A 24703-nucleotide genomic window follows, 5' to 3' on the forward strand; every position below is an offset into this window, starting at 1 on the left:
TCGGATCACCGGAGCCCGGGTTTGCGACCGTTGCGGTAATTACGTAACGTTGGTGTTGTGAAAAACGCGGCGGCGCTCTCCGGGCACCAGTCGACGGCTGTCCCGGCCGTCGGCGCGTCCGCGTCCGCCCTCGTCGGGGCCCCGTCGTCGACCCTCGGTGGCGCCGCCACGGAAAGCTCGACCCGGGACCGCGTCACCCAGCTGCTGCTGGAGCGGGGCGCGACCACCGCCGCGCAGCTCGGCCTGGCGCTCGGCCTGAGCCCGGCGGCGATCCGCCGGCACCTGGACGCGATGCTCGCCGACGGTGACGTCGTCGCCCGCGAGCAGGCGGTGCAGGGCAGCCGCGGTCGAGGACGTCCGGCCAAGGTGTTCGTGCTGACCGAGGCGGCGCGCGTCCGCTGTGGCACACACCACTACGACAACATGGCCACCGCCGCGCTGCGCTGGATCGCCCGCAGCGGCGGTCCGGACGCGGTCGAGGCGTTCGCCGCCGAGCAGGTGTCAGCGCTGGAGTCGCGCTGCCGGGCCGCCATGGAGGACGCCGGCGACGAGCCCCTGGCGCGGGCCGAGGCACTCGCCGGAGCGCTCACCGCCGAGGGTTACGCTGCCAACGCGACCACGATCGCCTCCGGCGGCCAGCTCTGCCAGCACCACTGCCCGGTGGCGCACGTGGCCGCCGAGTTTCCCCAGCTGTGCGAGGCCGAGACCGCGGTGATCTCCCGTCTGGTCGGCACCCACGTGCAGCGCCTGGCCACCATCGCGCACGGCGACGGGGTGTGCACCACGCACATCCCGACCCAGCCGGGCCGCGCCCAATCCGGTAATCCCGTCACCACTGTGAGGACAGATAGATGACCGAGCAGATCGTCCAGCCCCTGACCCAGGAAGAGCAGCTCGCCGCCCTGGGTCGCTACGAGTACGGCTGGTCCGACCCGGACGCCGCCGGGGCGGTCGCCCAGCGCGGCATCAACGAGGCGGTGGTGCGGGACATCTCGGCCAAGAAGAACGAGCCGGCCTGGATGCTCGACCTGCGCCTGAAGGGTCTGCGGCTGTTCGGCCGCAAGCCGATGCCCGCCTGGGGTGCGGACCTCACCGGGATCGACTTCGACAACATCAAGTACTTCGTGCGGTCCACCGAGAAGCAGGCCACCAGCTGGGAGGACCTGCCCGAGGACATCAAGAACACCTATGACCGGCTGGGCATCCCGGAGGCGGAGAAGCAGCGTCTGGTCGCCGGTGTCGCGGCGCAGTACGAGTCCGAGGTCGTCTACCACAAGATCCGTGAGGACCTTGAGGAGCAGGGCGTTCTCTTCCTGGACACGGACACCGCGCTGCGCGAGCACGAGGACGTCTTCAAGGAGTACTTCGGCACGGTGATCCCGGTCGGCGACAACAAGTTCGCCGCCCTGAACACCTCCGTGTGGTCCGGCGGCTCGTTCATCTACGTGCCGAAGGGCGTGCACGTGGAGATCCCGCTGCAGGCGTACTTCCGGATCAACACCGAGAACATGGGCCAGTTCGAGCGGACGCTGATCATCGTCGACGAGGGCGCGTACGTGCACTACGTCGAGGGCTGCACCGCGCCGCTGTACTCCTCCGACTCGCTGCACAGCGCGGTCGTGGAGATCATCGTCAAGAAGAACGCGCGCTGCCGCTACACGACCATCCAGAACTGGTCGAACAACGTGTACAACCTGGTCACCAAGCGCGCCGTCTGCCACGAGGGCGCGACCATGGAGTGGGTCGACGGCAACATCGGCTCCAAGGTGACCATGAAGTACCCGGCGGTCTACATGACCGGCGAGCACGCCAAGGGCGAGGTGCTCTCGGTGGCGATGGCCGGCGAGGGCCAGCACCAGGACGCCGGCGCCAAGATGGTGCACGCCGCGCCGCACACCTCCTCGACCATCATCTCCAAGTCGATCGCCCGTGGCGGCGGCCGCACCTCGTACCGGGGTCTGGTGCAGGTGCTGGAGGGGTCGCACCACAGCCGGAGCACCGTCAAGTGCGACGCGCTGCTCGTCGACACCATCTCCCGCTCGGACACGTACCCGTACGTCGACATCCGTGAGGACGACGTGTCGATGGGGCACGAGGCGACTGTCTCCAAGATCAGCGACGACCAGCTCTTCTACCTGATGAGCCGGGGCCTGAGCGAGGACGAGGCGATGGCCATGATCGTGCGTGGCTTCATCGAGCCGATCGCCAAGGAGCTCCCGATGGAGTACGCCCTGGAGCTGAACCGCCTGATCGAGCTTCAGATGGAGGGCGCGGTCGGCTGACGCCGCCGCTCCCGCCGGGCGGGCCGGAAACTCGGCCCGCCCGCACCCTGCCCCAACCTCGTCGTCACGGAACAGACAGACCAAGGAAGACATGACTACCCAGGCTTCCGCGCCGCCCAGCACCAAGTCGCAGGCGCTGCGCTCGTACGACGTCGCCGACTTCCCGGCCCTCACCGGCCTGGAGGAGGAGTGGCGCTTCACCCCGCTCAAGCGCCTCCGTGGCCTGCTCGACGGTGCCGTCACCGACGAGTCGGCGCACTGGCCGGCCTACGAGTACGGGCAGCTGCCCACGGGGATCACGCTCGGCAGCCTGGCGAACGACGATCCACGTCGGGGCAGTGTGCTGACCCCGACGGACCGGATCAGCGCGCGCGCCTACGGCGAGTCGCAGGGCGCCAAGCTGGTGCAGGTCGCCCGGGAAGCGGTGGTCACCGAGCCGGCGATCATCACCGTGCACGGCGGCCCCTCGAACGTGGTGGCCTACGCTCACACCTTCATCGAGGTCGGCGCCCTCTCCGAGTCGGTCATCGTGCTGCAGCACGTCGGCCACGGCACCCTGGCGGACAACGTCGAGGTGGCGGTGGGCGACGGGGCGAAGTTGACCCTTGTCACCCTCGCCGAGTGGGACGCCGACGCGGTCCAGGCCCAGCACCTGAAGATCAAGCTGGGTCGGGACGCTCGGGTGACGCACGTGCAGGTGAGCCTGGGCGGTGACCTGGTGCGCCAGTTCACAAGCGTGGAGTACACGGGCCGGGGCGGCGAGGCCGAGCTGTACGGCGTCTACTTCGCCGACGGCGGCCAGCACCTGGAGCACCGCCAGCTGGTCGACCACTCCGTGCCGGACTGCCGCAGCTACGTCGGCTACCGGGGCGCGCTGCAGGGCGCTGACGCGCACACCGTCTGGGTGGGCGACGTGCTCATCCGCGCCGAGGCGACAGGCACCGACACGTACGAGATCAACCGGAACCTGCTGCTCACCGACGGCGCGCGGGCGGACTCCGTACCCAATCTGGAGATCGAGACCGGCGAGATCGCCGGCGCCGGCCACGCCAGCGCGACCGGCCGCTTCGACGACGAGCAGTTGTTCTACCTGATGGCCCGGGGCATCCCGGAGAGTGAGGCCCGCCGTCTGGTGGTCCGCGGCTTCTTCGCCGAGGTGATCAACAAGATCCCGGTCGAGGGTCTGCGCGAGCGCCTGGGTGACGCCATCGAGGCGCGGCTCGCCAGGAGCGGCGCCTGATGATCCGGATCTGCTCCACCGAGGACGTGCCGAAGGGCACCGCGATCAGCGCGGACGTCGACGGCACCCCGATCGCCCTGGTGCACGGCGAGGACGGCGAGTTCTACGCCGCCTACGACGAGTGCTCGCACGCCGCGGTCGCGCTCTCCGAGGGTGAGGTCGACGGCTGCACGCTTGAGTGCTGGCTGCACGGCTCGCGCTTCGACCTGCGCACCGGCGCGCCGAGCGGCCTGCCCGCCACCGAACCCGTACCCGTCTACCCCGTCGAAGTCCGCGACGGCGACATCTACCTCAGCCTGACGCCGAGTAATGGAGTGACCCGATAATGAGCACCCTGGAGATCCGCGACCTGAAGGTGTCGGTCAAGCTGCCCGAGGGTGAGCTCAAGCCGATCCTGGCCGGTGTCGACCTGACCGTGAAGTCGGGCGAGACCCACGCGATCATGGGCCCGAACGGTTCCGGCAAGTCCACCCTTGCGTACTCCATCGCCGGCCACCCCAAGTACGAGATCACCGGCGGCTCGGTGACCCTCGACGGCGAGGACGTGCTGGCCATGACCGTCGACGAGCGCGCTCGCGCCGGCCTCTTCCTGGCCATGCAGTACCCGGTCGAGGTGCCCGGCGTCTCGGTGGCGAACTTCCTGCGTACCGCGAAGACCGCCATCGACGGTGAGGCGCCGAAGCTGCGCACCTGGGGCGGCGAGCTGCGCGGCGCGATGGAGCGTCTCCAGATGGATCCGGCGTTCGCCCAGCGCAACGTCAACGAGGGCTTCTCCGGCGGTGAGAAGAAGCGGCACGAGATCGTCCAGCTGGAGCTGCTCAAGCCGAAGATCGCGATCCTCGACGAGACCGACTCCGGCCTCGACGTGGACGCGCTGCGCGTGGTCAGCGAGGGCGTCAACCGGGTCCGCGACACCGGCGACACGGGCGTGCTGCTGATCACCCACTACACGCGGATCCTGCGCTACATCAAGCCGGACTTCGTGCACGTCTTCGTGGCCGGCCGGATCGTCGAGCAGGGCGGCCCGGAGCTGGCCGACAAGCTCGAGGCCGAGGGCTACGAGCGGTACGCCGCCGGGGCCGGCACGGCCAAGGCCTGAGCGGGAGAGGCGCTGCCGAGATGACCAGCATCGCGATCCCGTCAGGGATGCCGCAGTACGACGACGTGCCGCGTTTCGACGTGGCCCGGGTACGCGCCGACTTCCCGATCCTCGATCGGGAGATCAACGGGCACCCGCTGGTCTACCTCGACAGCGCCAACACCTCGCACAAGCCTCGCCAGGTGCTCGACGTGCTCGACGAGCACTACGCGCGGCACAACGCCAACGTGTCGCGCTCGGTGCACACGTTGGGCACCGAGGCCACCGAGGCGTACGAGGGGGCGCGGGCGAAGATCGCCGCGTTCATCCACGCGCCGAGCGTCGACGAGGTGGTGTTCACCAAGAACTCCACCGAGGCGATCAACATCGTGGCGTACGCCTTCTCGAACGCCTCGCTGCGCGCGGACGGTGACCCGCGGTTCCGGCTGGGGCCGGGCGACGAGGTGGTGATCTCCGAGATGGAGCACCACTCGAACATCGTCCCCTGGCAGCTGCTCTGCGAGCGCACCGGCGCGACCCTGCGCTGGTTCGGAGTCACCGAGCAGGGCCGGCTGGACGAGTCCGGCCTGGAGGACCTGATCACCGAACGGACGAAGATCGTCTCGTTGGTGCACATGTCCAACATCCTCGGCACCGTCAACGCGACCTCCCGCATCACCGCGCGGGTCCGCGAGGTCGGCGCGCTGCTGCTGCTGGACTGCTCGCAGTCGGTGCCGCACCTGCCCATCGACGTGGTCGACCTGGACGCCGACTACATCGTCTTCACCGGGCACAAGATGTGCGGCCCGACAGGCATCGGCGTGCTCTGGGGCCGGGGCGAGCTGCTGGCCGCCATGCCACCGGTGTTCGGCGGCGGTTCGATGATCGAGACGGTCACCATGGCCCGTTCGACGTTCGCCGCGCCGCCGGCCCGCTTCGAGGCGGGCACCCCGCCGATCGCCGAGGCGGTCGCGCTCGGCGCGGCGGTGGACTACCTCACCGGCATCGGCATGTCGGCCATCCAGTGGCACGAGAAGGAGCTGACGGCGTACGCGCTGGACGCCCTCGCCACTGTGCCGGACCTGCGGATCTTCGGCCCGACCGTACCGATCGGCCGGGGCGGCACCATCTCGTTCGCGCTTGGTGACGTGCACCCGCACGACGTGGGCCAGGTGCTCGACTCGCTCGGCGTGCAGGTGCGGGTGGGCCACCACTGTGCCAAGCCGGTGTGCAGCCGGTTCGGCGTCCCGGCGATGACCCGGGCCTCGTTCTACCTCTACACCACCACCGAGGAGATCGACGCTCTGGTGGGCGGTCTGGAGCAGGTGCGGAAGGTGTTCGACTGATGGTGCAACTCGACCAGCTCTACCAGGAGATCATCCTGGACCACTACAAGCATCCGCACGGCCGTGGCCTGCGCGACGCCGAGGACGCGGCCGACCGGGTCGCGGAGGCGCACCACGTCAACCCGACCTGCGGCGACGAGGTCACCGTCCGGGTGGCCACCGACGGCGACGTGCTGCACGACATCTCGTACGACGGCATGGGCTGCTCGATCAGCCAGGCCTCGGCGAGCGTGCTGCACGAGCTGCTGCGCGGTCGTGGTGCCGGGGAAGCATTCGAGGTGCACGAGGCGTTCGTCGAGTTGATGTCCGGACGTGGCCAGGTCACGCCGGATGAGGACGTACTCGGTGACGGGGTGGCCTTCGCGGGCGTTGCCCGCTACCCCGCCCGGGTCAAGTGCGCGCTGCTGCCGTGGATGGCGTTCAAGGACGCCGCGGCACGCGCGGGCGTGGGCGTGAGCCCGGAGGTGAAGGCGTGAGCGAGCGCCAGCGAGCGAGTTCCAGCAGCACTGTGGTGCCCGGTGGCATCACGAAGCGAACCGGAGGGACGGCATGAGCGAGAACACCGCTACCGCGGCGACGCCGGAGGCCGGTGACGCCACCGCGGCGCCGCAGACCGACGCCGTGACGACCAACGGAGCCGCGACGACGAGCGCCGCTGCGACGACAAACGCCGCGGCGACGCCGGCTGACGGCGCTGCTGCTGCGACCGACGGCGCTGCGACTCCGGGTGCCGGCGACGCCGCCGCCTCGGCGGGCGGCGTCAGCAAGGCCATGATCGCCGACATCGAGGAGGCGATGAAGGACGTCGTCGACCCCGAGTTGGGCATCAACGTGGTCGACCTCGGCCTGGTGTACGGGGTGCACGTCGACGACGAGAACGTCGCGACCCTGGACATGACGCTCACGTCCGCAGCCTGCCCGCTTACCGACGTGATCGAGGACCAGGCCCGGCAGGCGCTCACCACCGGCCCGGGCGGCGGCCTGGTCAACGACATCCGGATCAACTGGGTCTGGCTCCCGCCGTGGGGCCCCGACAAGATCACCGATGAGGGTCGCGACCAGCTCCGATCCCTCGGCTTCAACGTCTGACCCGACTCCGGTCGGCTCCACCCGTCGAGCGCGACGCCCCCACCCGGGGCGCCGCGCTCGACCCGTTCGCGCCTGTCCGCGAGCCGTGCGCCTCACCCGGTCCCCGCGCTGCACTGGCCGTTCCCGCGCTGCGCTGGCCCGCCCCGCTCCGTCCCGCCGCGCTGTCCGCCCCCTCCTGCGGCCGTTGTCTCCTCGCGTTGCGAGATCGCGCAGTTTCCGGGTTGTAGTGGTGTCCGCGCCTCGGTGAGGCCACTAGACGAGTAATTCCTAACCCTGGCTGAGGTGATGGACGCAGCCGACGGTCGGCGGCCGGAGGTGACCGTCGGTCACCTCCGTGGGGGCGGACGCGGTCGTGAGCGGTATACCGCAGAGTCATATTCATACCTCTGAGGTATACCGCTCACCAGCACATCGACACGGCGGGCAGCCACAGCGGATGGCCAGCGCCCTTCGAGCAACACCAGCCCCGTCTTGAGTTTGGACTTCCTCGTCTAGAACCAGGATCGAGCACGATCCCGGCCCCAACCGAGCCGAGGGGCTGGCGGTCGGGGTGGGGCGGAAAACCGGTGGCGCGGGCGGGGGTTGGCGCGGAGGATGCGGTCGTGATCGAGGCGTACCCGATGCAGGTTTTTGTCCGTGCGGCCACCGCCGCGCGTCGACAGCGCACCCTCCCCGCGGTGGCCTCGATCCGTAGCCCGTCGTCGTGAGCGGGGCGTTCCTCGCCGGCCTGGTGGCCGGCTATGGCGTGGCCATCCCGGTCGGTGCGATCGCGGTCCTCATCCTGGGGCTCAGTGCCCGTACCTCGTTCCGGGTCGGCGCGGCCGCGGCACTCGCGGTGGCGACGGCCGACGGGCTGTACGCGGCGGTCGCCGCGCTCGGCGGCGCGGGCCTGGCCGAGGTCGTCGCACCGGCGGCCGGCCCGCTGCGGGTGGTCGCCGCCGTGGTCCTGCTTGGTCTCGCCACACACGGCCTCTGGCGCACGTGGGCCACTCACCGCGCCCGGCACGCGCCGCCGCCGTCGGCCGGTCGGGGGCTGAACACTCCCGGGCGAGCCTACGCGGCGGTGCTCGGGCTGACCCTGCTGAACCCGACGACGGTGCTCTACTTCGCCGCGCTGGTGCTCGGCCGCCGGGACACCGCCGACGCGGGCGTGATGACCGCCGCGCTCTTCGTGGCCGGTGTGTTCCTGGCGTCGGCGAGCTGGCAACTGCTCATCGCCGGCGGCGGCACGATTGTCGGCCAGGCGCTGACCGGGCCGCGTGGCCGGCTGATCACCGGCCTGGTCTCCAGCGCGCTCATCGCCGCGCTGGCGGTGGCGGCGCTGTTGCCGGGCTGAGTCACGCTGGCCGTGGCGGCGCTGCTGCCGGGCTGAGCCGCCCGCCCGGCGGCCCGATCGGAGCGGCCGTGGCGTACGGTCGGGCCGTGACCAGTCGACCCGCAGCCGGGGGCGGCCGGTGGGTCGAGGTCGACCCGGCCCGCGTCGGCCGCTGGGTCGAGGGCTTCGCCGACCGGCACGGCCCGCCCACCACCACCGCACGGGAGTACGGCCTCCTGCTCACCGCTCCCGACGGGAGCACCGCCGAGTTGTACGCCCCGCCGGGCGCTCCGCTCGGCCCGGACGTGGACGCCTTCGTGGCTGCCGCCGGCACACCGCACCGGATCGGTCTGCTGCTGGCCCGCAAGGGAGCGGTGGCGATCGGTGTGGCGCAGGGCCCCGACCTCGTGGTCTCCAAGGTGGACACCCGTTACGTGCAGGGGCGAACCGCCGCTGGGGGATGGTCGCAGCACCGGTTCGCCCGTCGCCGCGACAACCAGGCCAAGGCGGCGCTGGGCGACGCGGCCGACCTGGCCGTACGCCTGCTGTTGCCGGAGGCGGCGCGGCTGGCGGCGGTCGTCTGCGGTGGTGACCGGCGTGCCGTGGACACGGTGCTGGCCGACCGGCGGTTGGCCCCGCTCGTGCCGCTGCGCGCCGAGCGGCTGCTCGACGTGCCGGAGCCGCGGCACGCGGTCCTGGTCGCGGCGGTGGGCGCGGCCCGTGCGGTACGGATCCGGCTGCGCGACCCGGCGCCCGACCCTGCCGGCTGACGACGGCCTCGTGCTGTCGGCGGACGGGCAGGCCGTGCCCACCGCCGCTTGATCGGCGCGGCAGCCGGGCCCTCTCCCGCGGCGACGAACGGCGGCCGCGGGGAGATGACCGCCACGCGGATCAGGGTTCCCGGCGTGCTCCCGGGTCGATCGTCGGAGGATGGGCCTGTGGAGTTTCTGGTGGACATGGTGACGACGGTGCCCGACGGCACGTCCGAGGACGAGGTCGCCGACATGCGGACGCGCGAGGCGGCGCGTTCGGCCGAGCTGGCGGCGCGGGGCAGCCTCCTGCGGCTGTGGCGGCCGCCGCTGGCGCCGGGGGAGTGGCGTACGTGGGGGCTCTTCGAGGCCGACGACGCGGACGAGTTGGAGTCGGTCCTCGCGTCGATGCCGCTGCGCGCCTGGCGGCGTGAGACGGTCACCCCGTTGACGCCGCACCCGAATGACCCGGGTCGGCCGTCCCGGGAACCGGGGGCCTGACGATGGTCAGCAGCGAGGCGGAGATCCTGCGGGGCGTCCTCGACCGGTGGAGGGCCGCCGTCGACGCCCACGAGCCGGATGACGTCGCGTCCTGCTTCACCGATGACGCGGTCTTCCAGGGGCTGCGCCCGTACAGCGTCGGTCGGGACGGCGTGGCCGCGTACTACGAGGCGCAGCCGCTCGGCCTGACCGCCTCGTACGACATCCGGGAGACCCGACGCCTCGCCGACGACGTGGTCCTGGGCTATCTGGAGGTGGAGTTCGGCTTCACCGACCGCCCGGCCCTGACGGTCCACCTCGGCGTGGTCGTCCGCCGGATCGACGGCGATTGGCTCATCGGGCACTACCAGGTCTCCCGGCTCGACTGAGGCGCGAACATGGTCGTGGCAGGCCCTCGAAGGACCTGCCACGACGTACGGCGATTTGTCAGAGCTGGTCGGTGCCGAAGGTGTCGCAGTTCTTCGGGTCGCCGCCGGTGTAGCCCTGGGTGAACCAGCGCTTGCGCTGCGCGGACGTGCCGTGGGTGAACTGGTCCGGGTTGACCCGACCGCCGGAGCGTTCCTGGATGCTGTCGTCACCGATCGCCTCGGCGGTGTCGACGGCCTGGCTGATGTCGGCCTCGGTGATCGACTTGAACAGTGGCTTCTCGCCGGTCTTGTCCTTGCTCTCGGTGGCGTGCTTGGCCCAGGCGCCGGCGTAGCAGTCGGCCTGCAACTCCAGCCGTACGGACGCGGATTTGGGGCCGCTCTGGTCGCCCTGGTCGGCCTTGGCGTTGGTGCCGAGCAGGTCTTGGACGTGGTGGCCGTACTCGTGCGCGAGCACGTACGGCTGGGCGAACTCGCCCTTCGCCCCGAACCGGGTGGCCAGCTCGTCGTAGAAGCTCAGGTCGATGTACACCAACTTGTCGGCGGGGCAGTAGAACGGGCCGACGCCCGAGTCGGCCTGACCGCAGCCGGTGTTCACTGCCTGCTGGAAGAAGTTCGTGGTGGTGGGCTCGTACTTTCCGTTGCCCAGCTCCGGGTACTCCTTCTGCCAGTACCCCTGGATGCTGTTGACGTAGAGCAGGTTGCGGCAGCGCGCGTCCTGGAGACGGTCCGGATTGGCGGTGCCGCACGCCTGGTCTATGTCGCCGCCGCCGCCGGCCTGGCTGCCGTCGTCGCCGTTGGTCATGGCGTTCAGGCCGAAGCCGCCGCCGAGCAGGGCGATGAGCACGGCGACCACGATGCCGATGATGCCGCCCCGACCGCCGCCGCCCGGGATGGGGATGCCCATGCCGCCGCCCCCACCGCCGGATCCACGCCCCAGGTCGTTGGCCTGGGAGGTGTCGAGCTCGGCCCGCTCGTTGAGTTCCATGGTGACCCCGATCGCCGTATGCCGGTGAATGTCGTATGTGTGTCGTTGTGTCGGTTCAGTGCCGGACGGGGTCCGGACAGGCGTTCCGGTACCCGATGATCTTGATTGGTAATCCGGGCGGGCCGCCCGGGAGCGACCGGTACACTTGTCGGGTGCTGCGCTGCGAAGGCTGAACCGCCCCGCGCCGCCGGGCCCCTTGAGCCCGTCGGCGCTTTCGCGTGCCCTGAGTCAGCCTTCCAGACCCCGAGAGCGAGTCCCACGAGATGATCACTGCCACCGGCCTGGAGTTGCGTGCCGGCTCCCGGATCCTGCTGTCCGACACCACCCTGCGCGTGCAGCCCGGTGACCGGATCGGCCTGGTCGGCCGCAACGGCGCCGGCAAGACGACCACCCTGAAGGTGCTCGCCGGCGAGGGGCAGCCGTACGGCGGGCAGATCGACCAGCGCAGCGCCATCGGCTACCTCCCGCAGGACCCGCGCACGGGTGACCTGGAGGTGACCGGCCGCGACCGGGTGCTCTCCGCCCGTGGCCTGGACGTGCTGATGTCCCAGATGAAGGAGATCGAGGCCCAGCTCGTCGAGGATTCCAGCGACAAGCTGGTCCGTCGCTACGGCGCTCTGGAGGACCAGTTCGCCGCCCTCGGCGGGTACGCGGCCGAGGCCGAGGCCGCCCGTATCTGCGCCAACCTGGGGCTTCCGGACCGCGCCCTCGCCCAGACCATCGGCACCCTCTCCGGCGGTCAGCGCCGGCGCATCGAGCTGGCGCGGATCCTGTTCCGCGACGCCGGTGAGAACGGCGGCGGCATCCTGCTGCTGGACGAGCCGACGAACCACCTCGACGCCGACTCGATCACCTGGCTGCGCGGCTTCCTCGCCAACCACAAGGGCGGCCTCATCGTGATCTCCCACGACGGCGCGCTGCTGGAGTCGGTGGTCAACAAGGTCTGGTTCCTCGACGCCACCCGGTCCGTGATCGACGTCTACAACCTGGGCTGGAAGGCGTACCTGGAGGCACGCGAGACCGACGAGCGCCGCCGCCGCCGGGAGCGGGCCAACGCGGAGAAGAAGGCCGGCGCGCTGATGGCGCAGGCCGACAAGATGCGGGCCAAGGCCACCAAGACCGTCGCCGCGCAGAACATGGCCCGCCGTGCCGAGAAGCTGATCTCCGGCCTGGAGGAGGTACGCGTCGCCGACCGGGTCGCCAAGGTCCGCTTCCCCAGCCCCGCCCCTTGCGGCAAGACGCCGCTCACCGCGACCGGCCTGTCCAAGTCGTACGGCTCGTTGGAGATCTTCACCGACGTCAACGTCGCGGTGGACAGGGGTTCCCGGGTGGCCATCCTGGGGCTCAACGGCGCCGGCAAGACGACGCTGCTGCGGATGCTCGGCGGGCTGCTCAACCCGGACACCGGCGAGGTGCACGCGGGGCACGGGCTGCGCCTGGGCTACTACGCCCAGGAGCACGAGACGCTTGACGTGGAGCGGACGGTGCTGGAGAACATGCGCGCCGCAGCCGTCGAGCAGTCCGACACCGACCTGCGCAAGATCCTCGGCGCGTTCCTGTTCTCCGGCGACGACGTGAACAAGCCGGCCGGGGTGCTCTCCGGCGGCGAGAAGACCCGGTTGGCACTGTCCACCCTGGTCTGCTCCGGCGCCAACGTGCTGCTTCTCGACGAGCCGACGAACAACCTCGACCCGGTCAGCCGGGAGCAGGTGCTGGACGCGATCGCCAACTACCCGGGCGCCATCGTGCTTGTCACGCACGACCCGGGCGCGGTGCTCGCGCTCAAGCCCGACCGCGCGATCCTGCTGCCCGACGGCGACGAGGACGCCTGGAGCGACGACCTTCTCGAACTGGTCGAGCTGGCCTGATCGGCCCGGCTGGGTCGGGCTGGGCTCGTCGGGCTCGGGCCGGTCTCAGCCGAGCAGGTCCACCAGCCGGCCGACCACGCCGGAGCTGACCAGGATGACCACCCCGATGGTGACGAAGATCGTCGGTACCAGCCAGTGTCCGGCACGCTCCACCAGCCGGACCACCCTGCGGTGTCCACCCAGCCAGGCCGCGGCGGCGCACCACAGGCCGACGAGCACCACGAAGACCAGCAGGAAGACCGCGCTGTCGCCGGGGCCCAGGGCCCGGAACACGGGTACGTAGACGGCCACGTTGTCGGCGCCGTTGGCGATGGTCACCCCGGCCACGCCGGGCGTTCCGGTGACCACCGTGGCCGGCTCGTCGTCGCCGGAGCCGCGCAGCGCGCGGACCCCCAGCGCGATCGGCAGCAGGCCGAGCAGCCCGGTCCACGGGTCCGGCACGACAAGCAGCCCGGCGGCGACCACCGCGCTGGCCAGCGCGAGCACGCCGATGCCGAGGTACTGGCCGGCGACGATCTGCCAGGTGCGGGGCCGGCCGGTGGTGCGGGCCGCCACGAAGAACAGCGTGAGGATGACGATGTCGTCGATGTCGGTGGCGGCGAAGACCACTGCCGCTGCCGCCGCGTTGCCGAGCAGGTCGATCACGCCCGGGAGCGTACGGCGAGAGGAGTCGCCGGTCGGCGGTGGCCCACCCGGACGATGCGCCGGGACCGATCGCGAGGATCACTCTATCGGGTAGCTGACATTGCATAGCGTGTCGGTTGGCGAAGAGTTGATATCTGGCGCATGATCGTCCGAGGCGGTCTAATAGGTGGGACCGTATCCGAACCGCACAGTCTGGGACGTGAGGACACAGCATGGCAGCCACTGGCACAGCCACCAGCACTGAGAAGGGTCGCCGGATCGTCGGAGCCGAGCGTCAGACGCTCGCCAAGGACCTGGTAAAGCGGTACACCTCGGGGGAGAGCATCCGCGCGCTTGCGGCCTCGACCGGCCGTTCCTACGGGTTCATCCACCGAGTGCTCACCGAGTCCGGGGTTCAGCTGCGTCAGCGCGGCGGTGCCCGGCGCCGTAAGAAGGCGTGACCCGCCCCTCAGCGTCGTCCACCAGCGCCGCGCCCCGGGCCGTCCGGTGACCGCCGAGGCGACCGGGGTCCGGCTGACCTGCGACGGGCCGGTTGCCACGGTGACGTTGTGCCGGCCCGACGTGCTCAATGCCCAGACGCCTGCCATGTGGCGCGCGATGAGCGACTTCTCCCGCGACCTGCCCGGCGACGTCCGGGTGGTGGTGGTGCGTGGCGAGGGGCGTGCGTTCTCCGCCGGCCTCGACCTCGCGGTGGCCGGTGCCTCCGGCCCGGGGTCGTTCGCCGAGCTGGCCACGCTGCCCGAGCAGGAGTGCGCCGACCAGATCGCCGCGTTCCAGGCCGGCTTCACCTGGCTGCACCGTCCGGACGTCATCTCCGTGGCCGCCGTGCAGGGGCACGCGATCGGTGCCGGTTTCCAACTCGCGCTGGCCTGTGACCTGCGCGTCCTGGCCGCCGACGCGAAACTGTCGATGGCCGAGGTGACCCTAGGGCTGGTGCCCGACCTGGCCGGCACGAAGCGCCTCGTCGAGCTGGTCGGCTATTCCCGGGCGCTGGAGATCTGCGCTACCGGCCGCCGGCTGGACGCCGCCGAGGCGGACCGGATCGGGCTGGCCACTCTCGTCGTACCGCCGGGTGAGCTGGACGACGCGGTCCGTGACCTCACCGCGGGCCTGCTGGCCGGGCCGCGCGACGCGGTGGTGGAGATCAAGGCCCTGCTTGCCGGCGCGGCCGGCCGGTCGCACGCCGACCAGCAGCGCGCCGAACGGGAGGCGCAGACCCGCCGCCTGCGGGACCTGGCCGGCCGGGGAGAATAGTCGTAAGGACCGTGCGGGAAGATCCGGGTTACGACCGAGGTTGTCAGAGTCGTCGGGAGAATTGACCCTGACGGAGGTGTCCCACCCGACGACCCGGAGGTGAGCGGTGTCCAACCCGATGTCCGGCGGTGGCATGGCCGGGTGGAGCATGCTCCGGTCGATGCGCAACCGCGACGAGGTTTCCACCCACCGGCTCAAGCACGGGGTGGCCCGCCGCATCGTGGCGTTCGCCCAGCCCTACCGGCGCGACATCATCGTCTTCCTGGCCACCGTGGTGCTGGCCGCCATCATCGGCGTGGCCACACCGGTGCTCGCCGGCGACGTCATCAACGCCATCAACCGGGGTGGCAGCGAGGCCGGCCGGCTCGTGGTCCGGCTGGCCCTGTTCATCGCCGGGCTGGCGGTCGCCGACGCGCTGCTGTCCCTGGCCCAGCGGTGGTATTCGGCCCGCATCGGCGAAGGCATCATCCTCAACCTGCGCACCCGGGTCTACGACCACGTGCAGCGGATGCCCTTGCAGTTCTTCACCCGCACCCAGACCGGCGCCCTGGTCAGCCGGCTCAACAACGACGTGCTCGGCGCCCAGCGGGCGTTCACCTCCACCCTGTCCGGTGTGGTCAGCAACGTCATCCAGCTGGTCCTCACCGCCGCGGTGATGTTCACCCTCTCCTGGCAGATCACCGCGCTCTCGCTGGTGCTACTGCCGATCTTCATCATTCCGGCCCGACGGGTCGGGCGGCGGCTCGCCGACATCACCCGCGAGGCGTACAACCTCGACGCCAAGATGAGCGCGACGATGACCGAGCGGTTCGGGGTGGCCGGCGCGCTGCTGGTGAAGCTGTTCGGCCAGCCCGAGATCGAGGCCCGCCGGTTCGCCGACCGGGCCGAGCGGGTGCGTGACATCGGCATCCAGTCGGCCATGTACTCGCGGACCTTCTTCGTGGCGATGCTGCTCGTCGCCTCGCTGGCCCAGGCGCTCACCTACGGCCTGGGCGGTTGGCTCGCGGTCACCGGCGGTGTCAGCGCGGGCACCGTCGTGACCCTCGCGTTGCTGCTCACCCGGCTGTACGGGCCGCTCACCGCGCTCTCCAACGTCCGGGTGGACGTGATGAGCGCGCTGGTCTCCTTCGACCGCGTCTTCGAGGTGCTCGACCTCGAACCCGGCATCGTGGAGAAGCCCGACGCGGTGCCGGTGCCCCGCAGCGCCGGCCGGGTCGACTTCCGCGACGTGCGCTTCCGCTATCCGAGCGCCGCCGAGATCTCCCTCGCGTCGCTGGAGGAGGTCGCCACGCTCGACCGGACCGTCAACGAGCCGGTGCTCAAGGGCGTCTCGTTCAGCGTCGAGCCGGGGCAGATGGTCGCCCTGGTCGGCCCGTCCGGCGCCGGCAAGTCGACGCTGTCGATGCTCATCTCCCGGATCTACGACGTCACCGACGGGCAGGTGCTGGTCGGCGGGGTCGACGTGCGCGACGCGACCCTCGCCTCCCTGCGCGACGAGATCGGCGTCGTCACACAGGATTCACACCTGTTCCACGAGACGATCGCCGAGAACCTGCGCTACGCCAAGCCCGACGCCACCGACGACGAGATCTGGGCGGCGCTCGCCGGAGCCCAGGTGGCCGACCTCGTCCGGGCGCTACCCGACGGGCTGGACACCACCGTGGGGGAGCGCGGCTACCGCTTCTCCGGCGGCGAGAAGCAGCGCATCGCCATCGCCCGACTGCTCCTCAAGGCCCCGTCGATCGTGATCCTCGACGAGGCGACCGCTCACCTGGACTCGGAGAGTGAGGCAGCGGTGCAGCGGGCGCTGTCGGTGGCGCTGGCCGGTCGTACCGCCCTGGTGATCGCCCACCGGCTGTCCACCGTCCGCGACGCCGACCAGATCCTCGTCCTCGACGGCGGTCGCATCGTCGAGCGGGGCCGGCACGACGAGCTGGTCGCGGTCGGCGGGCTCTACGCCGAGCTGTACCGCACGCAGTTCGCCGTCGCGGACTCGCCGAAGCCGTTCGTGGACGCGACAGGCCCCGAGCCGGTGGTCATGCCCCTGGGCACGTACGTCGCCGACGAGGCCATGCCACCCGCCGCCGCCAACTGATCAACGGCCGGGTGGTCTTGGCGGGCGGCGGTCCGGCAGGCCCGTCGTCTCGCGCAGCTCGGCGAACGCCGCGCCCAGGGTGACAGGCGTGAAGTGCGCGTTCAGGCCGCTCGGGTTGGGCAGCACCCACAGCCGCGCCCCGGCCAACGACTCCGGCTGCGGTCCGAAGGTGGCCTTCGGCCGCTGAAAACCGATCCGGTACGCGGTCACCCCCACCACCGCCACCCAGCGCGGCCGGTACCGGGTCACCTTGTCGGTCAGAATCGCCGCGCCGTCGAGAAGTTCCGCGGCGGTCAGCTCGTCGGCGCGGGCGCTGGCCCGGGCGGCCATGTTGGTGATGCCGAGGCCCAGGGCGGGCAGCTGGTGCTGTTCGCTGGGGTGCAGCAGCCGAGGGGTGAACCCGCCGGCGTGCAGCGCGGGCCAGAACCGGTTGCCGGGGCGGGCGAAGTGCCAGCCCGTGGCGGCCGACCAGAGGCCCGGGTTGATGCCGACGAACAGCACCGCCAACCCGGGCGCGAGCACGTCGGGGATGGTCCGGTCCGCGGCCGCCGCCAGCTCAGTCCGCGTCGGACGGAACGTCCCGGGCGGCACCGTCCTGATCGACTCGGGTTCCTGGAAGTCGCGGTGTCCTGGTCGCGTGGACGGCCCGACTTCCGTGAAGCCGAGTCGATCAACGGCCGGGCGACGGGGCTCGGCCCGGTCGGGCGTCACAGCCCGCGGAGCGCGCCGCCGTCGACAGGCACGGTGAGCCCGGTCAGGTAGCTGGCGGCGGGGGAGAGCACGAAGGCGGCCACCCGTCCGAACTCGGCCGGGTCGGCGATGCGCCGCAGCGGGATGCTCGCCTCCGCCTCGGCGCGGGCCCGCTCGGGGTCGCCGGTGGCGGCGAACAGCTCCCGGTTTCGGTCGGTCATGATCCGGCCGGGCAGGAGGCCGACCACGCGTACGCCGCGAGGGCCGTATTCGTCGGAGATGTCCTTGGCGACGCCGACCAGGCCGGGCCGCAGGCCGTTGGAGATGCCGAGGCCGGGCACCGGGCCACGGGCGGAGGTGGAGAGCACCAGCCCGATCGCGCCCCCGTCGGGCAGCGCGGCGGCGACCGTGCGCGCCGCGCGGACGGTGCCCAGGAAGACGGTCTCGAAGGAGTGCCGCCACTGTTCGTCGGTGATCGACGCGGCGTTGCCGGCGGGTGGGCCGCCGACCGAGATGAGCGCGCCGTCGATCCGGCCGAAGTGCTGCCGGGCCGCCGCGACGAGCCGATCCGGGGTCTGCGGGTCGGCCAGGTCGGCGGTGACGCCTACCGCCCGGTCCGGGCCACCGAGCCCTTCCGCTGCGGCGGCGACCGCGTCGGCGTCCCGGGCCGAGAGCACGACCCGCGCGCCGTCGGCGACCAGGCACCGCGCCGTCGCGTAACCGAGGCCACGAGAGGCGCCAGTGAGCACGTACACCCGGTCGGTCAGTCCGAGATCCATGCCGCCGATCATGCCGCATCCGGCTGAGGCCCGTGTCGAAGCCCCTGGACTCCGCCTCGGCTCGACCGAGGACTGTCTAGTGCCCGCCAACGTGGGCGGGCGGACGCGCGGCGGGGCGCAGCAGGCGTACCCGACCGGAGATCTGCACCGCGACGGCGCCGCCGGCGCGGGCCACGGCCGGCAGCCGGCGCGGACGTGGCGCCGCACGCCCGTCGTAGCGCAGGCCCGCCTCTCGGACGGCCAGCTCCTCGGCGCCCCCCGGCGGCAGAGCGTCGCGCTCGCGCAGGGTGCGGGCGAGGTCCCAGCCGTCGCGCAGCGAACCGGCGGTGGGGCGGTCGGCGGCCCAGTCGGCGAAGGTCGCCGGCCACGCCGCGCCGAGGCCGGCGGCGAGCAGCGGCCAGTGCCGGGCCACCTCGCCGGCCCGCTTGCGGAGCAGCGCCGCCCGGGCGGCGGCCAGCGGTCCGGCCGCGAACCCGGCGGGCGACGGGCCTCCGGCGACAAGCGCCGCGACCAGCGCGGCCTGCCGCTCGGCGAGCGTGCCCGTCACGTCACGGCCGGGAAGCCCCCGGCGGCCGCGAGGGCGTCCAGTTCGGCGCGCAGCTCGGCGGCCGGGGGATAGCCGCCGTCGCGTTCCAGCAGCAACGCCGGTGGCCGCTGCCGGGCGCAGAGCGCGCCGACCAGCTCCAGCACCTGCGGCGGTACGGGATCGGTGTGCGTGTCGTGGTAGAACCCGCCGTGCTCGGCCCCGCCGGCGACGTGCACGTAACCGATCCGGTCCAGTGGCAGCCGGTCGAGCAGCGTGAGCGGGTCGGTGCCCCGGTTGCGGGCGTTGGCGTGCACGTTGGCGATGTCCAGCAGCAGCAGCGCGCCGGTGCGGTCGAGGATCTCGGTGAGGAAGTCCGCCTCGTCCAGCTCGTCGTCGGGCCATTCGAACAGGGCGGCGATCGGTTCCAGCGCGATCGGCACGGGCAGCTCGGCCTGTGCCCGGGCCACGTTGGCGCAGATCGCGTCGACCGCCTCCCGGCTGCGCGGCAGCGGCAACAGGTGCCCGGCCTCCAGCCCGCCGGCCCGGACGAAGGCGATGTGCTCGCTGACCAGCGGGGCGTCGACCCGCTGCGCCACCGCGGCCAGGTGGGCGACGCGGGTCGGGTCGACCGGTTCGGCACCGCCGAGGGAGAGCCGCACCCCGTGCGGTACGACCGTCACGCCGCGCTCGCGCAGCTGCGCCAACCCCGGAGGGAGCGGCCCGGTCGACGGCACCGACTCGGCCACCACCTCGACGAAGCGCAACCCGGGCAGCTCGGCCACGAAACCGGCGATCTCGGGACGCCAGCCGATGCCGACGCCGGACGGGGCGGTCATCCGCCGCACCCGCCGCCGCCGCCGCACCCGCCGCCGCCACCGCTGTCGCCACCGCCACCGCAGGAGCTGCCGCCGCCACACGAACTGCCCGACGTTCCGCTGCCGTAGCCCGAGGACCAGCCACCGCCGGCGATGGCCTGACGCTGGATCTCGGCCTGCTCGGCGAAGCCCGGGTCGAGCGCCCAGAGGGACGCGGTGCCGTACAGGGCGACGCCCATCGCCGCGCCGGCCGCGCCGTAGGTGGCGTACGCGGGGGACGAGTCGGGGGTGAGGTGGGTGTGCTGTTTGCGCAGGTCGCGCAGCGCGGCGCGACCGGCCCGGGTGGTCCGCGGTATCCGCCAGAGCAGCAGCGTCGCCACCAGCACCCCGACCAGCGTGAGCGCCAGATAACCCACGGGCCGCCCGTTGGCCAGGCCGGCGATCAGCCGCACCACACCGAGCACCAGCAGCGCGGTGAGGAGCAGCGCCCATCGTCCCGCGGTGGCCCGTCGCGTCGGGCTCACGAGCAGCCCACGCTCTTCGAGACCGGTGCGGAGCTGGTGGAGCGCGGCCACCACCCGCTCGCTCTGGCTCAGGTCCCGGACGCGGGAGTGCTGGTGGGCGGCCCAGTGAATGGCCGCGTCCAACGGGGTGAGCCCCGTCGGGGTCGGTCCGCCAGTGGTCAGCCGGCGGTCCGGTCGTACACCGATCGCGCCGCTGCCGCGCAGCCCGCCGAGCGAGGCGTGCACGGCGAGTCCGGCGCCACCGTTGAGGTACGCGACCTGTTGCGGGCCGAGCGGGTCGACGCTCGTGTACCCGCCTGAGGTGGCGGGGCGGACCCGGTGCAGCACCGCGAACGCGACCACCACGGCGGCCGCCACGAGGTAGAACCGGAGGAAGGTCGGGCCCGGGACACCCCAGGTGTCGCCCGACGCGGCGTGGACGATCATCGGCTGCTCCTGTCGCCGGAGGGATCGGCGGCCCCATTGTGGAGCACCACCGCCACGGGTCCCACGCCGGTGTGCGGCGGCGGCGCTCAGCGGCGGCGGACCGCCTCCTCGACCAGGTCGAGGACCGGCCCCAGGTCGCCGGCCGGCCGGCCCATCGCCAGGTGCAGCACCAGGCCGTCGTAGGCCAACTCCAGGAACTGCGCCAGCACGTCGATCGGTACGTCCTCGCGCAGCACGCCGGCGTCACGTTGGCGGGCCAACCGGTCACGGGTCGCCTCGGCGATCGCGGCGGACCGTTCGGCCCAGCGCCGGGCGAACGCCGGATCGGTGCGCAGCCGCCGGGAGACCTCCAGTTGACTCCCCAGCCATCCGGTGGTGTCGGGAGACATCGCGCGGGCCAGCAGGTCGCGCATCACCTGCACCAGGCCGTTGCGGGCCACCGTCTCGACCATGACGGCGGCGTCGTCCTCGGCGACGGCGAGGAAGAGTGAGTCCTTGTCGCGGAAGTGGTGGAAGATGGCGCCCCGGGACAGGCCGGTGGCCTCCTCGAGGCGGCGGACGGTGGCCCCCTCGTAGCCGAGCCGCGCGAAACACGCCCGCGCGGCGGCGAGGATCTCCTGCCGGCGCGCGTCGAGCTGGTCCTGGCTTACTCTGGGCACACGGCGATCGTCGCAGGTCACCCCGGGCCATGCAAACCGTACGTACGGCTTGGTAACGCGCCGTTTACCATCGGCCGGTGACCCCGCCGCATCCCGTGCCGTCCGCCCCGCTGACCGTGGCCACCGTCCAGGCGACACCGACCCCCGGTGACGTGGCCGGCAACGCGCGCGCCGCCGCCGAGCTGGTCCGTCGGGCCGCCGGGCAGGGCGCCCGCGTGGCCGTCCTCCCCGAGCTGTACCTCTGCGCGTACCACCCGCCGACCCTCGCCGCCGACCCGGTCGGCACCGACGTCGCGGCCGACCCGGCCGGGGTGGTCGCCGACGGTCGGCTCGACCCGCTGCGCGCCGCTGCGCGGACGGCCGGAACCACAGTGGTGGTCGGCGCGGCGGCACGGCACCCGGACGGCCGGCGCACCATCGCCGCCCTGGTGGTCGACCGCGCCGGCACGGTCCGCGTCGGGTACGACAAGCAGCAACTGTGGGGCGACGAACGGGAGCTGTTCAGCCCGGGCGGGCGGGGTGCCACGCTGCTCGTCGACGACTGGCGGCTGGGGCTGGGCATCTGCTACGACGGCTGCTTCCCCGAGCACGGCCGCGCCGCCGCGCTGGACGGCGCGCACGCCTACCTGTGTCCCAGCGGCTACCTGGCCGGCTCCGAACACCGCCGGGACCTGTACTACGCGGCGCGGGCCCTGGACAACACGATGTTCGTGGTCTTCGCCAACGCGGTCGGCGGCAGCGACCCGTGGCGGTTCAACGGCGGCGCGGCGGTCTACGACCCGCAGGGACGTGCGCTCGTCCGGGGCGCCGACCAGGGTTCGGCGGTGCTGGTGGCGACGCTCGATCCGGCGGCGCTCACGGCAACCCGGGCGGCCCATTCGATGCTCGCCGATCTGCTGCCGAACCAGGGCGGCCCACGGGTGTCGCTGACCGTTTGAGCCCACCGTGAGGTCGAGACCCACGGGATCTGTTGGCGGACACGTCGGTCCCGTAGGGTGCCCGAGTGCCACTGCTCCTGCTGGACCTGGACAACACCCTGCTGGATCGGGCCGGGCCGTTCCGCCGCTGGGGTGAGCGCTTCCTGGACGGCATCGGCGCGCCCCCCACCGACATCGACTGGCTGCTCTCGATCGACGCGGACGGGTTGACCGACCGCTGGGACCTGGCCGACGCGATCCGGGACCGCTACGAGCTGCGTATCCCCTCGATCGACCTGGTGGAGGAGCTGCACGACGGTGTGGTGGCGCAGACCCGCCTCGATCCGCTTACCGCCTGCGCGCTGCGGATCGCCGACGACGCGGGCTGGGTGCCGGTGGTGGTCTGCAACGGCACCGTACGCGTGGACGACGCCAAGATCCGCCGTACCGGCCTGGACCGCTACGTCGCCGACTGGGTGATCTCCGAGGAGGCCGGGGTCAGCAAGCCCAACCCGCGGATCTTCGCGCTCGCCGCGCAGCGGGTCAGGATGCCGTTGCGGGGCGCCTGGGTGGTGGGCGACAGTCCGGAGGCGGACATCGGCGGGGCCGCCGCGGTGGGGCTGCCAAGCGTCTGGCTGCACCGGGGACGGACCTGGTCGGACGTCAGGTTCGCGCCGAGCCGCACGGTGGACGGGTTGATCGCCGCGGTTGCGACGGTGCTCGCGAGCTGACGCGATCCGCCGCCGGACGTGGCGTCCAGCGGTCGAGGCGGTCGTAATTCGGTTGACCGGCCGTCGGGGCGGCGGCAGGATCAGCGGCGCATCGTGCACCCGGGCGGACGCCCGGTCGAGGAGAGGAGGTCGGCCATGGCCGTCTTCGCAGGTCGCTTCCAGCTGCCTATCTCAGCCTCGATCAAGGGAACCTCACCACAGTGCGCGATCATGACCTGCCGGCGCTGGAGCGCCGCAGCCGCGGCAAGAGCCGCTTCGACGACGACGAACCGCAGTTTCTGAAGCGCGGGCGGCCCTCTGAGCCGCCCGCCGACCCCGACAGTGACCCCGACCCGGCGACCGGCGAACGCTGGTCGTCCTGGGACGACGCCGTCCACGGCCCTGCTCCGCACCCGCGGTGGCTGGTCACCGAGCTGGCCGCGAAGGACACCGAACTGGGTGTGCTGAAGACCGGCAAGGAGGCGGACGTCCACCTGGTCCGCCGGGCTGTACCGGACACGGACCGGTCCTGTCTGCTGGCCGTCAAGCGATACCGGGACTCCGAGCATCGGCTGTTCCACCGCGACGCCGGCTATCTGGAGGGCCGCCGGGTGCGGCGGTCCCGGGAGAACCGGGCGATGGCCGGCCGGACGGCCTTCGGCCGGGAGATGATCGCCGGGCAGTGGGCGGCGGCCGAGTTCGCCGCGTTGGCCCGGCTCTGGGAGATCGGCGCCGGGCACGACCGGATCGCCGTGCCGTACCCGGTGCAGTTGCGCGGCACCGAGCTGATGCTGGAGTTCGTCGGTGACGCCGAGTCGGGGGAGGCCGCGCCCCGGCTGGCCCAGCTGCGGCCCGACCCGGCCGCGCTGCGCGACCTGTGGGACCAGCTGGTGGAGGCGTTGCGCGTGCTGGCCCGGGCCGGCTACGCCCATGGCGACCTGTCACCGTACAACCTGCTCGTGCACGACGGGCGGCTGGTCGTGATCGATCTGCCGCAGGTGGTCGACGTGGTGGCCAACCCGCAGGGGCCCGAGTTCCTGGCCCGTGACGTGCGGGTGGTCAGCGCCTGGTTCAAGGCCCGGGGGCTGGCCGCCGAGCAGGTCGATCCCGACGCGCTGACCGGGGAACTGCTGCGCGAGGCGGGCGTCCGCTGACCGCAGCGGTACGGGTGGGCCGGGCGTCTGCCCGACCCACCCGTACCGGTCACTGCAGGTAGCGCTCCACCTCGGGCTTGGGGCGTTCGCCCTGGGAGTCCGGGTCGCCGTGGCTGGCCCGGGCGGCCCGACGGCGACGCAGCAGGTCCCAGCACTGGTCGAGGGACTCCTCCAGGGCGCGCAGCCGCTCGCTGGCCTCGCCCTCGGTGCCCGACTCGTGGGCCTGGGCCTCGCCGCGCAGCTTGTGTTCCTCGTCGACCAGTTCGGAGATCCGGTTCAGGATGGTCTTGTCGTCCATGCCACAGAGCCTGGCACAGGGTGCCCGGCATCGCCCGGATTCGGGGGTACCGGTGGGTCCTGGCTCACTCCCACGAGCCCTCTCGGCCTGGCGGCGGGTGGCTCGGCCTCCGCCGGGCGGGCGGGCCACCCGCGCGACACCCGCGCCTCGGGGTGTACGGGCACGACCTGGGCCGGCACCTCGATCTGACAGTCCACTCAGGACAATAGTTGCCTCATGACATCGACGCTCGTCGGGATGGGGCGTGGAATCTCACCGGTCGCAGGTATGGAGGTGCCTCGGATTTGGTGAGATGCTTCCGTCGCCCAGAAGGTGAAAGTTTCACGCTCCCCACCGGCCACAGTAGACAGCCCCGGCCGGCGGAACGACGAGGAGACGTTGTATGACCCA

Annotated in this window: 28 protein-coding genes; 19 read left to right on the plus strand and 9 right to left on the minus strand. The window is 72.1% G+C overall.

Going from position 1 to position 24703, the window contains the following annotated elements; translation table 11 throughout:
• Positions 1-201: 201 nt before the first annotated feature.
• From ACLQ26_RS29685 to ACLQ26_RS29740, 12 genes are all read left to right on the plus strand, one after another.
• Entirely contained in the window at positions 202-855 is a 654-nt protein-coding gene (locus ACLQ26_RS29685; protein WP_425747731.1) for a helix-turn-helix transcriptional regulator, read from the plus strand.
• Positions 852-2282 carry a Fe-S cluster assembly protein SufB gene (gene sufB / locus ACLQ26_RS29690; protein ID WP_007462707.1) on the plus strand — a complete coding sequence of 477 codons (1431 nt, stop codon included), beginning with the start codon at positions 852-854 and terminating at the stop codon, positions 2280-2282. The genes ACLQ26_RS29685 and sufB overlap by 4 nt, the downstream gene beginning before the upstream one ends.
• Positions 2283-2373: 91 nt before the next feature.
• Positions 2374-3522: a Fe-S cluster assembly protein SufD gene (sufD, locus tag ACLQ26_RS29695; protein ID WP_425747659.1), complete on the plus strand. Its 1149-nt coding sequence runs from the start codon at positions 2374-2376 to the stop codon at positions 3520-3522.
• Entirely contained in the window at positions 3522-3848 is a 327-nt protein-coding gene (locus ACLQ26_RS29700) for a non-heme iron oxygenase ferredoxin subunit (RefSeq protein WP_007462703.1), read from the plus strand. Before sufD ends, ACLQ26_RS29700 begins: the two co-directional genes overlap by 1 nt.
• Complete coding sequence (sufC, locus tag ACLQ26_RS29705; protein WP_151489655.1) at positions 3848-4621, plus strand: Fe-S cluster assembly ATPase SufC; 774 nt, start codon at positions 3848-3850, stop codon at positions 4619-4621. Before ACLQ26_RS29700 ends, sufC begins: the two co-directional genes overlap by 1 nt.
• Positions 4622-4641: 20 nt before the next feature.
• On the plus strand, positions 4642-5946 hold the full coding sequence (locus tag ACLQ26_RS29710; RefSeq protein ID WP_425747660.1) for a cysteine desulfurase: 1305 nt from the start codon (positions 4642-4644) through the stop codon (positions 5944-5946).
• 2 nt (positions 5947-5948) lie between these two features.
• Positions 5949-6422: a Fe-S cluster assembly sulfur transfer protein SufU gene (gene sufU, locus ACLQ26_RS29715; RefSeq protein ID WP_425747732.1), complete on the plus strand. Its 474-nt coding sequence runs from the start codon at positions 5949-5951 to the stop codon at positions 6420-6422.
• Positions 6423-6495: 73 nt separating this feature from the next.
• Positions 6496-7035, plus strand: coding sequence for a metal-sulfur cluster assembly factor (locus tag ACLQ26_RS29720; protein ID WP_425747661.1), 540 nt, complete (start codon positions 6496-6498; stop codon positions 7033-7035).
• A 703-nt stretch (positions 7036-7738) separates the two neighbouring features.
• Positions 7739-8371 (plus strand): LysE family transporter, encoded by a 633-nt coding sequence (locus ACLQ26_RS29725; RefSeq protein ID WP_425747662.1) that lies wholly within the window; start codon positions 7739-7741, stop codon positions 8369-8371.
• An 86-nt stretch (positions 8372-8457) separates the two neighbouring features.
• Positions 8458-9120 (plus strand): acVLRF1 family peptidyl-tRNA hydrolase, encoded by a 663-nt coding sequence (locus tag ACLQ26_RS29730; protein WP_425747663.1) that lies wholly within the window; start codon positions 8458-8460, stop codon positions 9118-9120.
• A 168-nt stretch (positions 9121-9288) separates the two neighbouring features.
• Entirely contained in the window at positions 9289-9600 is a 312-nt protein-coding gene (locus tag ACLQ26_RS29735; protein WP_425747664.1) for a muconolactone Delta-isomerase family protein, read from the plus strand.
• A 2-nt stretch (positions 9601-9602) separates the two neighbouring features.
• Positions 9603-9968 (plus strand): SgcJ/EcaC family oxidoreductase, encoded by a 366-nt coding sequence (locus ACLQ26_RS29740; protein WP_425747665.1) that lies wholly within the window; start codon positions 9603-9605, stop codon positions 9966-9968.
• 58 nt (positions 9969-10026) lie between these two features.
• Here ACLQ26_RS29740 and ypfJ read toward each other — a convergent pair whose 3' ends face one another.
• Positions 10027-10953: a KPN_02809 family neutral zinc metallopeptidase gene (gene ypfJ / locus ACLQ26_RS29745; protein ID WP_425747666.1), complete on the minus strand. Its 927-nt coding sequence runs from the start codon at positions 10951-10953 to the stop codon at positions 10027-10029.
• 263 nt (positions 10954-11216) lie between these two features.
• On the opposite strand from ypfJ, the gene ACLQ26_RS29750 reads away from it, so the two are divergent.
• Positions 11217-12821, plus strand: a complete 1605-nt coding sequence (locus tag ACLQ26_RS29750) for an ABC-F family ATP-binding cassette domain-containing protein (protein WP_007462683.1) — start codon at positions 11217-11219, stop codon at positions 12819-12821.
• A 45-nt stretch (positions 12822-12866) separates the two neighbouring features.
• Here ACLQ26_RS29750 and ACLQ26_RS29755 read toward each other — a convergent pair whose 3' ends face one another.
• Positions 12867-13466 carry a cadmium resistance transporter gene (locus ACLQ26_RS29755; protein ID WP_425747667.1) on the minus strand — a complete coding sequence of 200 codons (600 nt, stop codon included), beginning with the start codon at positions 13464-13466 and terminating at the stop codon, positions 12867-12869.
• Positions 13467-13678: 212 nt separating this feature from the next.
• Between ACLQ26_RS29755 and ACLQ26_RS29760 the strand changes: the two genes are divergently transcribed.
• The 3 genes from ACLQ26_RS29760 (at position 13679) to ACLQ26_RS29770 (ending at position 16815) form a co-directional block, all read left to right on the plus strand.
• Positions 13679-13906, plus strand: a complete 228-nt coding sequence (locus ACLQ26_RS29760) for a helix-turn-helix domain-containing protein (protein ID WP_007462679.1) — start codon at positions 13679-13681, stop codon at positions 13904-13906.
• A 46-nt stretch (positions 13907-13952) separates the two neighbouring features.
• Positions 13953-14720, plus strand: a complete 768-nt coding sequence (locus tag ACLQ26_RS29765; protein WP_363689622.1) for an enoyl-CoA hydratase/isomerase family protein — start codon at positions 13953-13955, stop codon at positions 14718-14720.
• A gap of 118 nt (positions 14721-14838) precedes the next feature.
• The gene (locus tag ACLQ26_RS29770; protein ID WP_425747733.1) at positions 14839-16815 is read left to right on the plus strand and encodes an ABC transporter ATP-binding protein; all 1977 of its coding nucleotides are present in this window, start codon (positions 14839-14841) and stop codon (positions 16813-16815) included.
• Here the strand turns inward: ACLQ26_RS29770 and mug are convergent, their stop codons facing one another.
• The 6 genes from mug to ACLQ26_RS29800 all read right to left on the minus strand — a co-directional run bounded on the left by mug (position 16816) and on the right by ACLQ26_RS29800 (position 21234).
• On the minus strand, positions 16816-17406 hold the full coding sequence (gene mug / locus ACLQ26_RS29775; RefSeq protein ID WP_425747668.1) for a G/U mismatch-specific DNA glycosylase: 591 nt from the start codon (positions 17404-17406) through the stop codon (positions 16816-16818).
• Positions 17407-17522: 116 nt separating this feature from the next.
• Positions 17523-18284, minus strand: coding sequence for an SDR family oxidoreductase (locus ACLQ26_RS29780; protein WP_425747669.1), 762 nt, complete (start codon positions 18282-18284; stop codon positions 17523-17525).
• A gap of 76 nt (positions 18285-18360) precedes the next feature.
• Positions 18361-18831 carry a hypothetical protein gene (locus tag ACLQ26_RS29785; RefSeq protein ID WP_425747670.1) on the minus strand — a complete coding sequence of 157 codons (471 nt, stop codon included), beginning with the start codon at positions 18829-18831 and terminating at the stop codon, positions 18361-18363.
• Positions 18828-19646 carry a DUF692 domain-containing protein gene (locus ACLQ26_RS29790; RefSeq protein WP_425747671.1) on the minus strand — a complete coding sequence of 273 codons (819 nt, stop codon included), beginning with the start codon at positions 19644-19646 and terminating at the stop codon, positions 18828-18830. Before ACLQ26_RS29790 ends, ACLQ26_RS29785 begins: the two co-directional genes overlap by 4 nt.
• The gene (locus ACLQ26_RS29795; RefSeq protein WP_425747672.1) at positions 19643-20575 is read right to left on the minus strand and encodes a TIGR04222 domain-containing membrane protein; all 933 of its coding nucleotides are present in this window, start codon (positions 20573-20575) and stop codon (positions 19643-19645) included. Before ACLQ26_RS29795 ends, ACLQ26_RS29790 begins: the two co-directional genes overlap by 4 nt.
• A gap of 86 nt (positions 20576-20661) precedes the next feature.
• On the minus strand, positions 20662-21234 hold the full coding sequence (locus ACLQ26_RS29800; protein WP_039906560.1) for a TetR/AcrR family transcriptional regulator: 573 nt from the start codon (positions 21232-21234) through the stop codon (positions 20662-20664).
• A 77-nt stretch (positions 21235-21311) separates the two neighbouring features.
• Between ACLQ26_RS29800 and ACLQ26_RS29805 the strand changes: the two genes are divergently transcribed.
• The 3 genes from ACLQ26_RS29805 to ACLQ26_RS29815 all read left to right on the plus strand — a co-directional run bounded on the left by ACLQ26_RS29805 (position 21312) and on the right by ACLQ26_RS29815 (position 24015).
• The gene (locus tag ACLQ26_RS29805) at positions 21312-22172 is read left to right on the plus strand and encodes a carbon-nitrogen hydrolase family protein (RefSeq protein ID WP_425747673.1); all 861 of its coding nucleotides are present in this window, start codon (positions 21312-21314) and stop codon (positions 22170-22172) included.
• A gap of 65 nt (positions 22173-22237) precedes the next feature.
• Entirely contained in the window at positions 22238-22882 is a 645-nt protein-coding gene (locus tag ACLQ26_RS29810) for an HAD family hydrolase (RefSeq protein WP_363689610.1), read from the plus strand.
• 200 nt (positions 22883-23082) lie between these two features.
• Positions 23083-24015, plus strand: a complete 933-nt coding sequence (locus ACLQ26_RS29815; protein ID WP_425747674.1) for a serine protein kinase RIO — start codon at positions 23083-23085, stop codon at positions 24013-24015.
• A gap of 49 nt (positions 24016-24064) precedes the next feature.
• On the opposite strand, the gene ACLQ26_RS29820 is transcribed toward ACLQ26_RS29815, so the two are convergent.
• Entirely contained in the window at positions 24065-24313 is a 249-nt protein-coding gene (locus tag ACLQ26_RS29820) for a DUF2630 family protein (protein ID WP_363689606.1), read from the minus strand.
• Between the last annotated feature and the right edge of the window lie 390 nt (positions 24314-24703).

The sequence above is a fragment of the Micromonospora sp. DT43 genome, assembly GCF_049841645.1.
GTDB lineage: Bacteria > Actinomycetota > Actinomycetes > Mycobacteriales > Micromonosporaceae > Micromonospora.

Bases quoted from the DNA above. Each gene is read 5' to 3' on its own strand.
- ACLQ26_RS29710 (WP_425747660.1), top strand. From the start codon at position 4,642: ATGACCAGCATCGCGATCCCGTCAGGGATGCCGCAGTACGACGACGTG.
- ACLQ26_RS29750 (WP_007462683.1), top strand. From the start codon at position 11,217: ATGATCACTGCCACCGGCCTGGAGTTGCGTGCCGGCTCCCGGATCCTG.
- ACLQ26_RS29740 (WP_425747665.1), top strand. From the start codon at position 9,603: ATGGTCAGCAGCGAGGCGGAGATCCTGCGGGGCGTCCTCGACCGGTGG.
- ACLQ26_RS29770 (WP_425747733.1), top strand. From the start codon at position 14,839: ATGTCCGGCGGTGGCATGGCCGGGTGGAGCATGCTCCGGTCGATGCGC.
- ACLQ26_RS29795 (WP_425747672.1), bottom strand. From the start codon at position 20,575: ATGATCGTCCACGCCGCGTCGGGCGACACCTGGGGTGTCCCGGGCCCG.
- ACLQ26_RS29790 (WP_425747671.1), bottom strand. From the start codon at position 19,646: ATGACCGCCCCGTCCGGCGTCGGCATCGGCTGGCGTCCCGAGATCGCC.
- sufB (WP_007462707.1), top strand. From the start codon at position 852: ATGACCGAGCAGATCGTCCAGCCCCTGACCCAGGAAGAGCAGCTCGCC.
- ACLQ26_RS29700 (WP_007462703.1), top strand. From the start codon at position 3,522: ATGATCCGGATCTGCTCCACCGAGGACGTGCCGAAGGGCACCGCGATC.
- sufC (WP_151489655.1), top strand. From the start codon at position 3,848: ATGAGCACCCTGGAGATCCGCGACCTGAAGGTGTCGGTCAAGCTGCCC.
- ACLQ26_RS29780 (WP_425747669.1), bottom strand. From the start codon at position 18,284: ATGGATCTCGGACTGACCGACCGGGTGTACGTGCTCACTGGCGCCTCT.
- ypfJ (WP_425747666.1), bottom strand. From the start codon at position 10,953: ATGGAACTCAACGAGCGGGCCGAGCTCGACACCTCCCAGGCCAACGAC.
- ACLQ26_RS29720 (WP_425747661.1), top strand. From the start codon at position 6,496: ATGAGCGAGAACACCGCTACCGCGGCGACGCCGGAGGCCGGTGACGCC.
- sufD (WP_425747659.1), top strand. From the start codon at position 2,374: ATGACTACCCAGGCTTCCGCGCCGCCCAGCACCAAGTCGCAGGCGCTG.
- ACLQ26_RS29820 (WP_363689606.1), bottom strand. From the start codon at position 24,313: ATGGACGACAAGACCATCCTGAACCGGATCTCCGAACTGGTCGACGAG.
- ACLQ26_RS29760 (WP_007462679.1), top strand. From the start codon at position 13,679: ATGGCAGCCACTGGCACAGCCACCAGCACTGAGAAGGGTCGCCGGATC.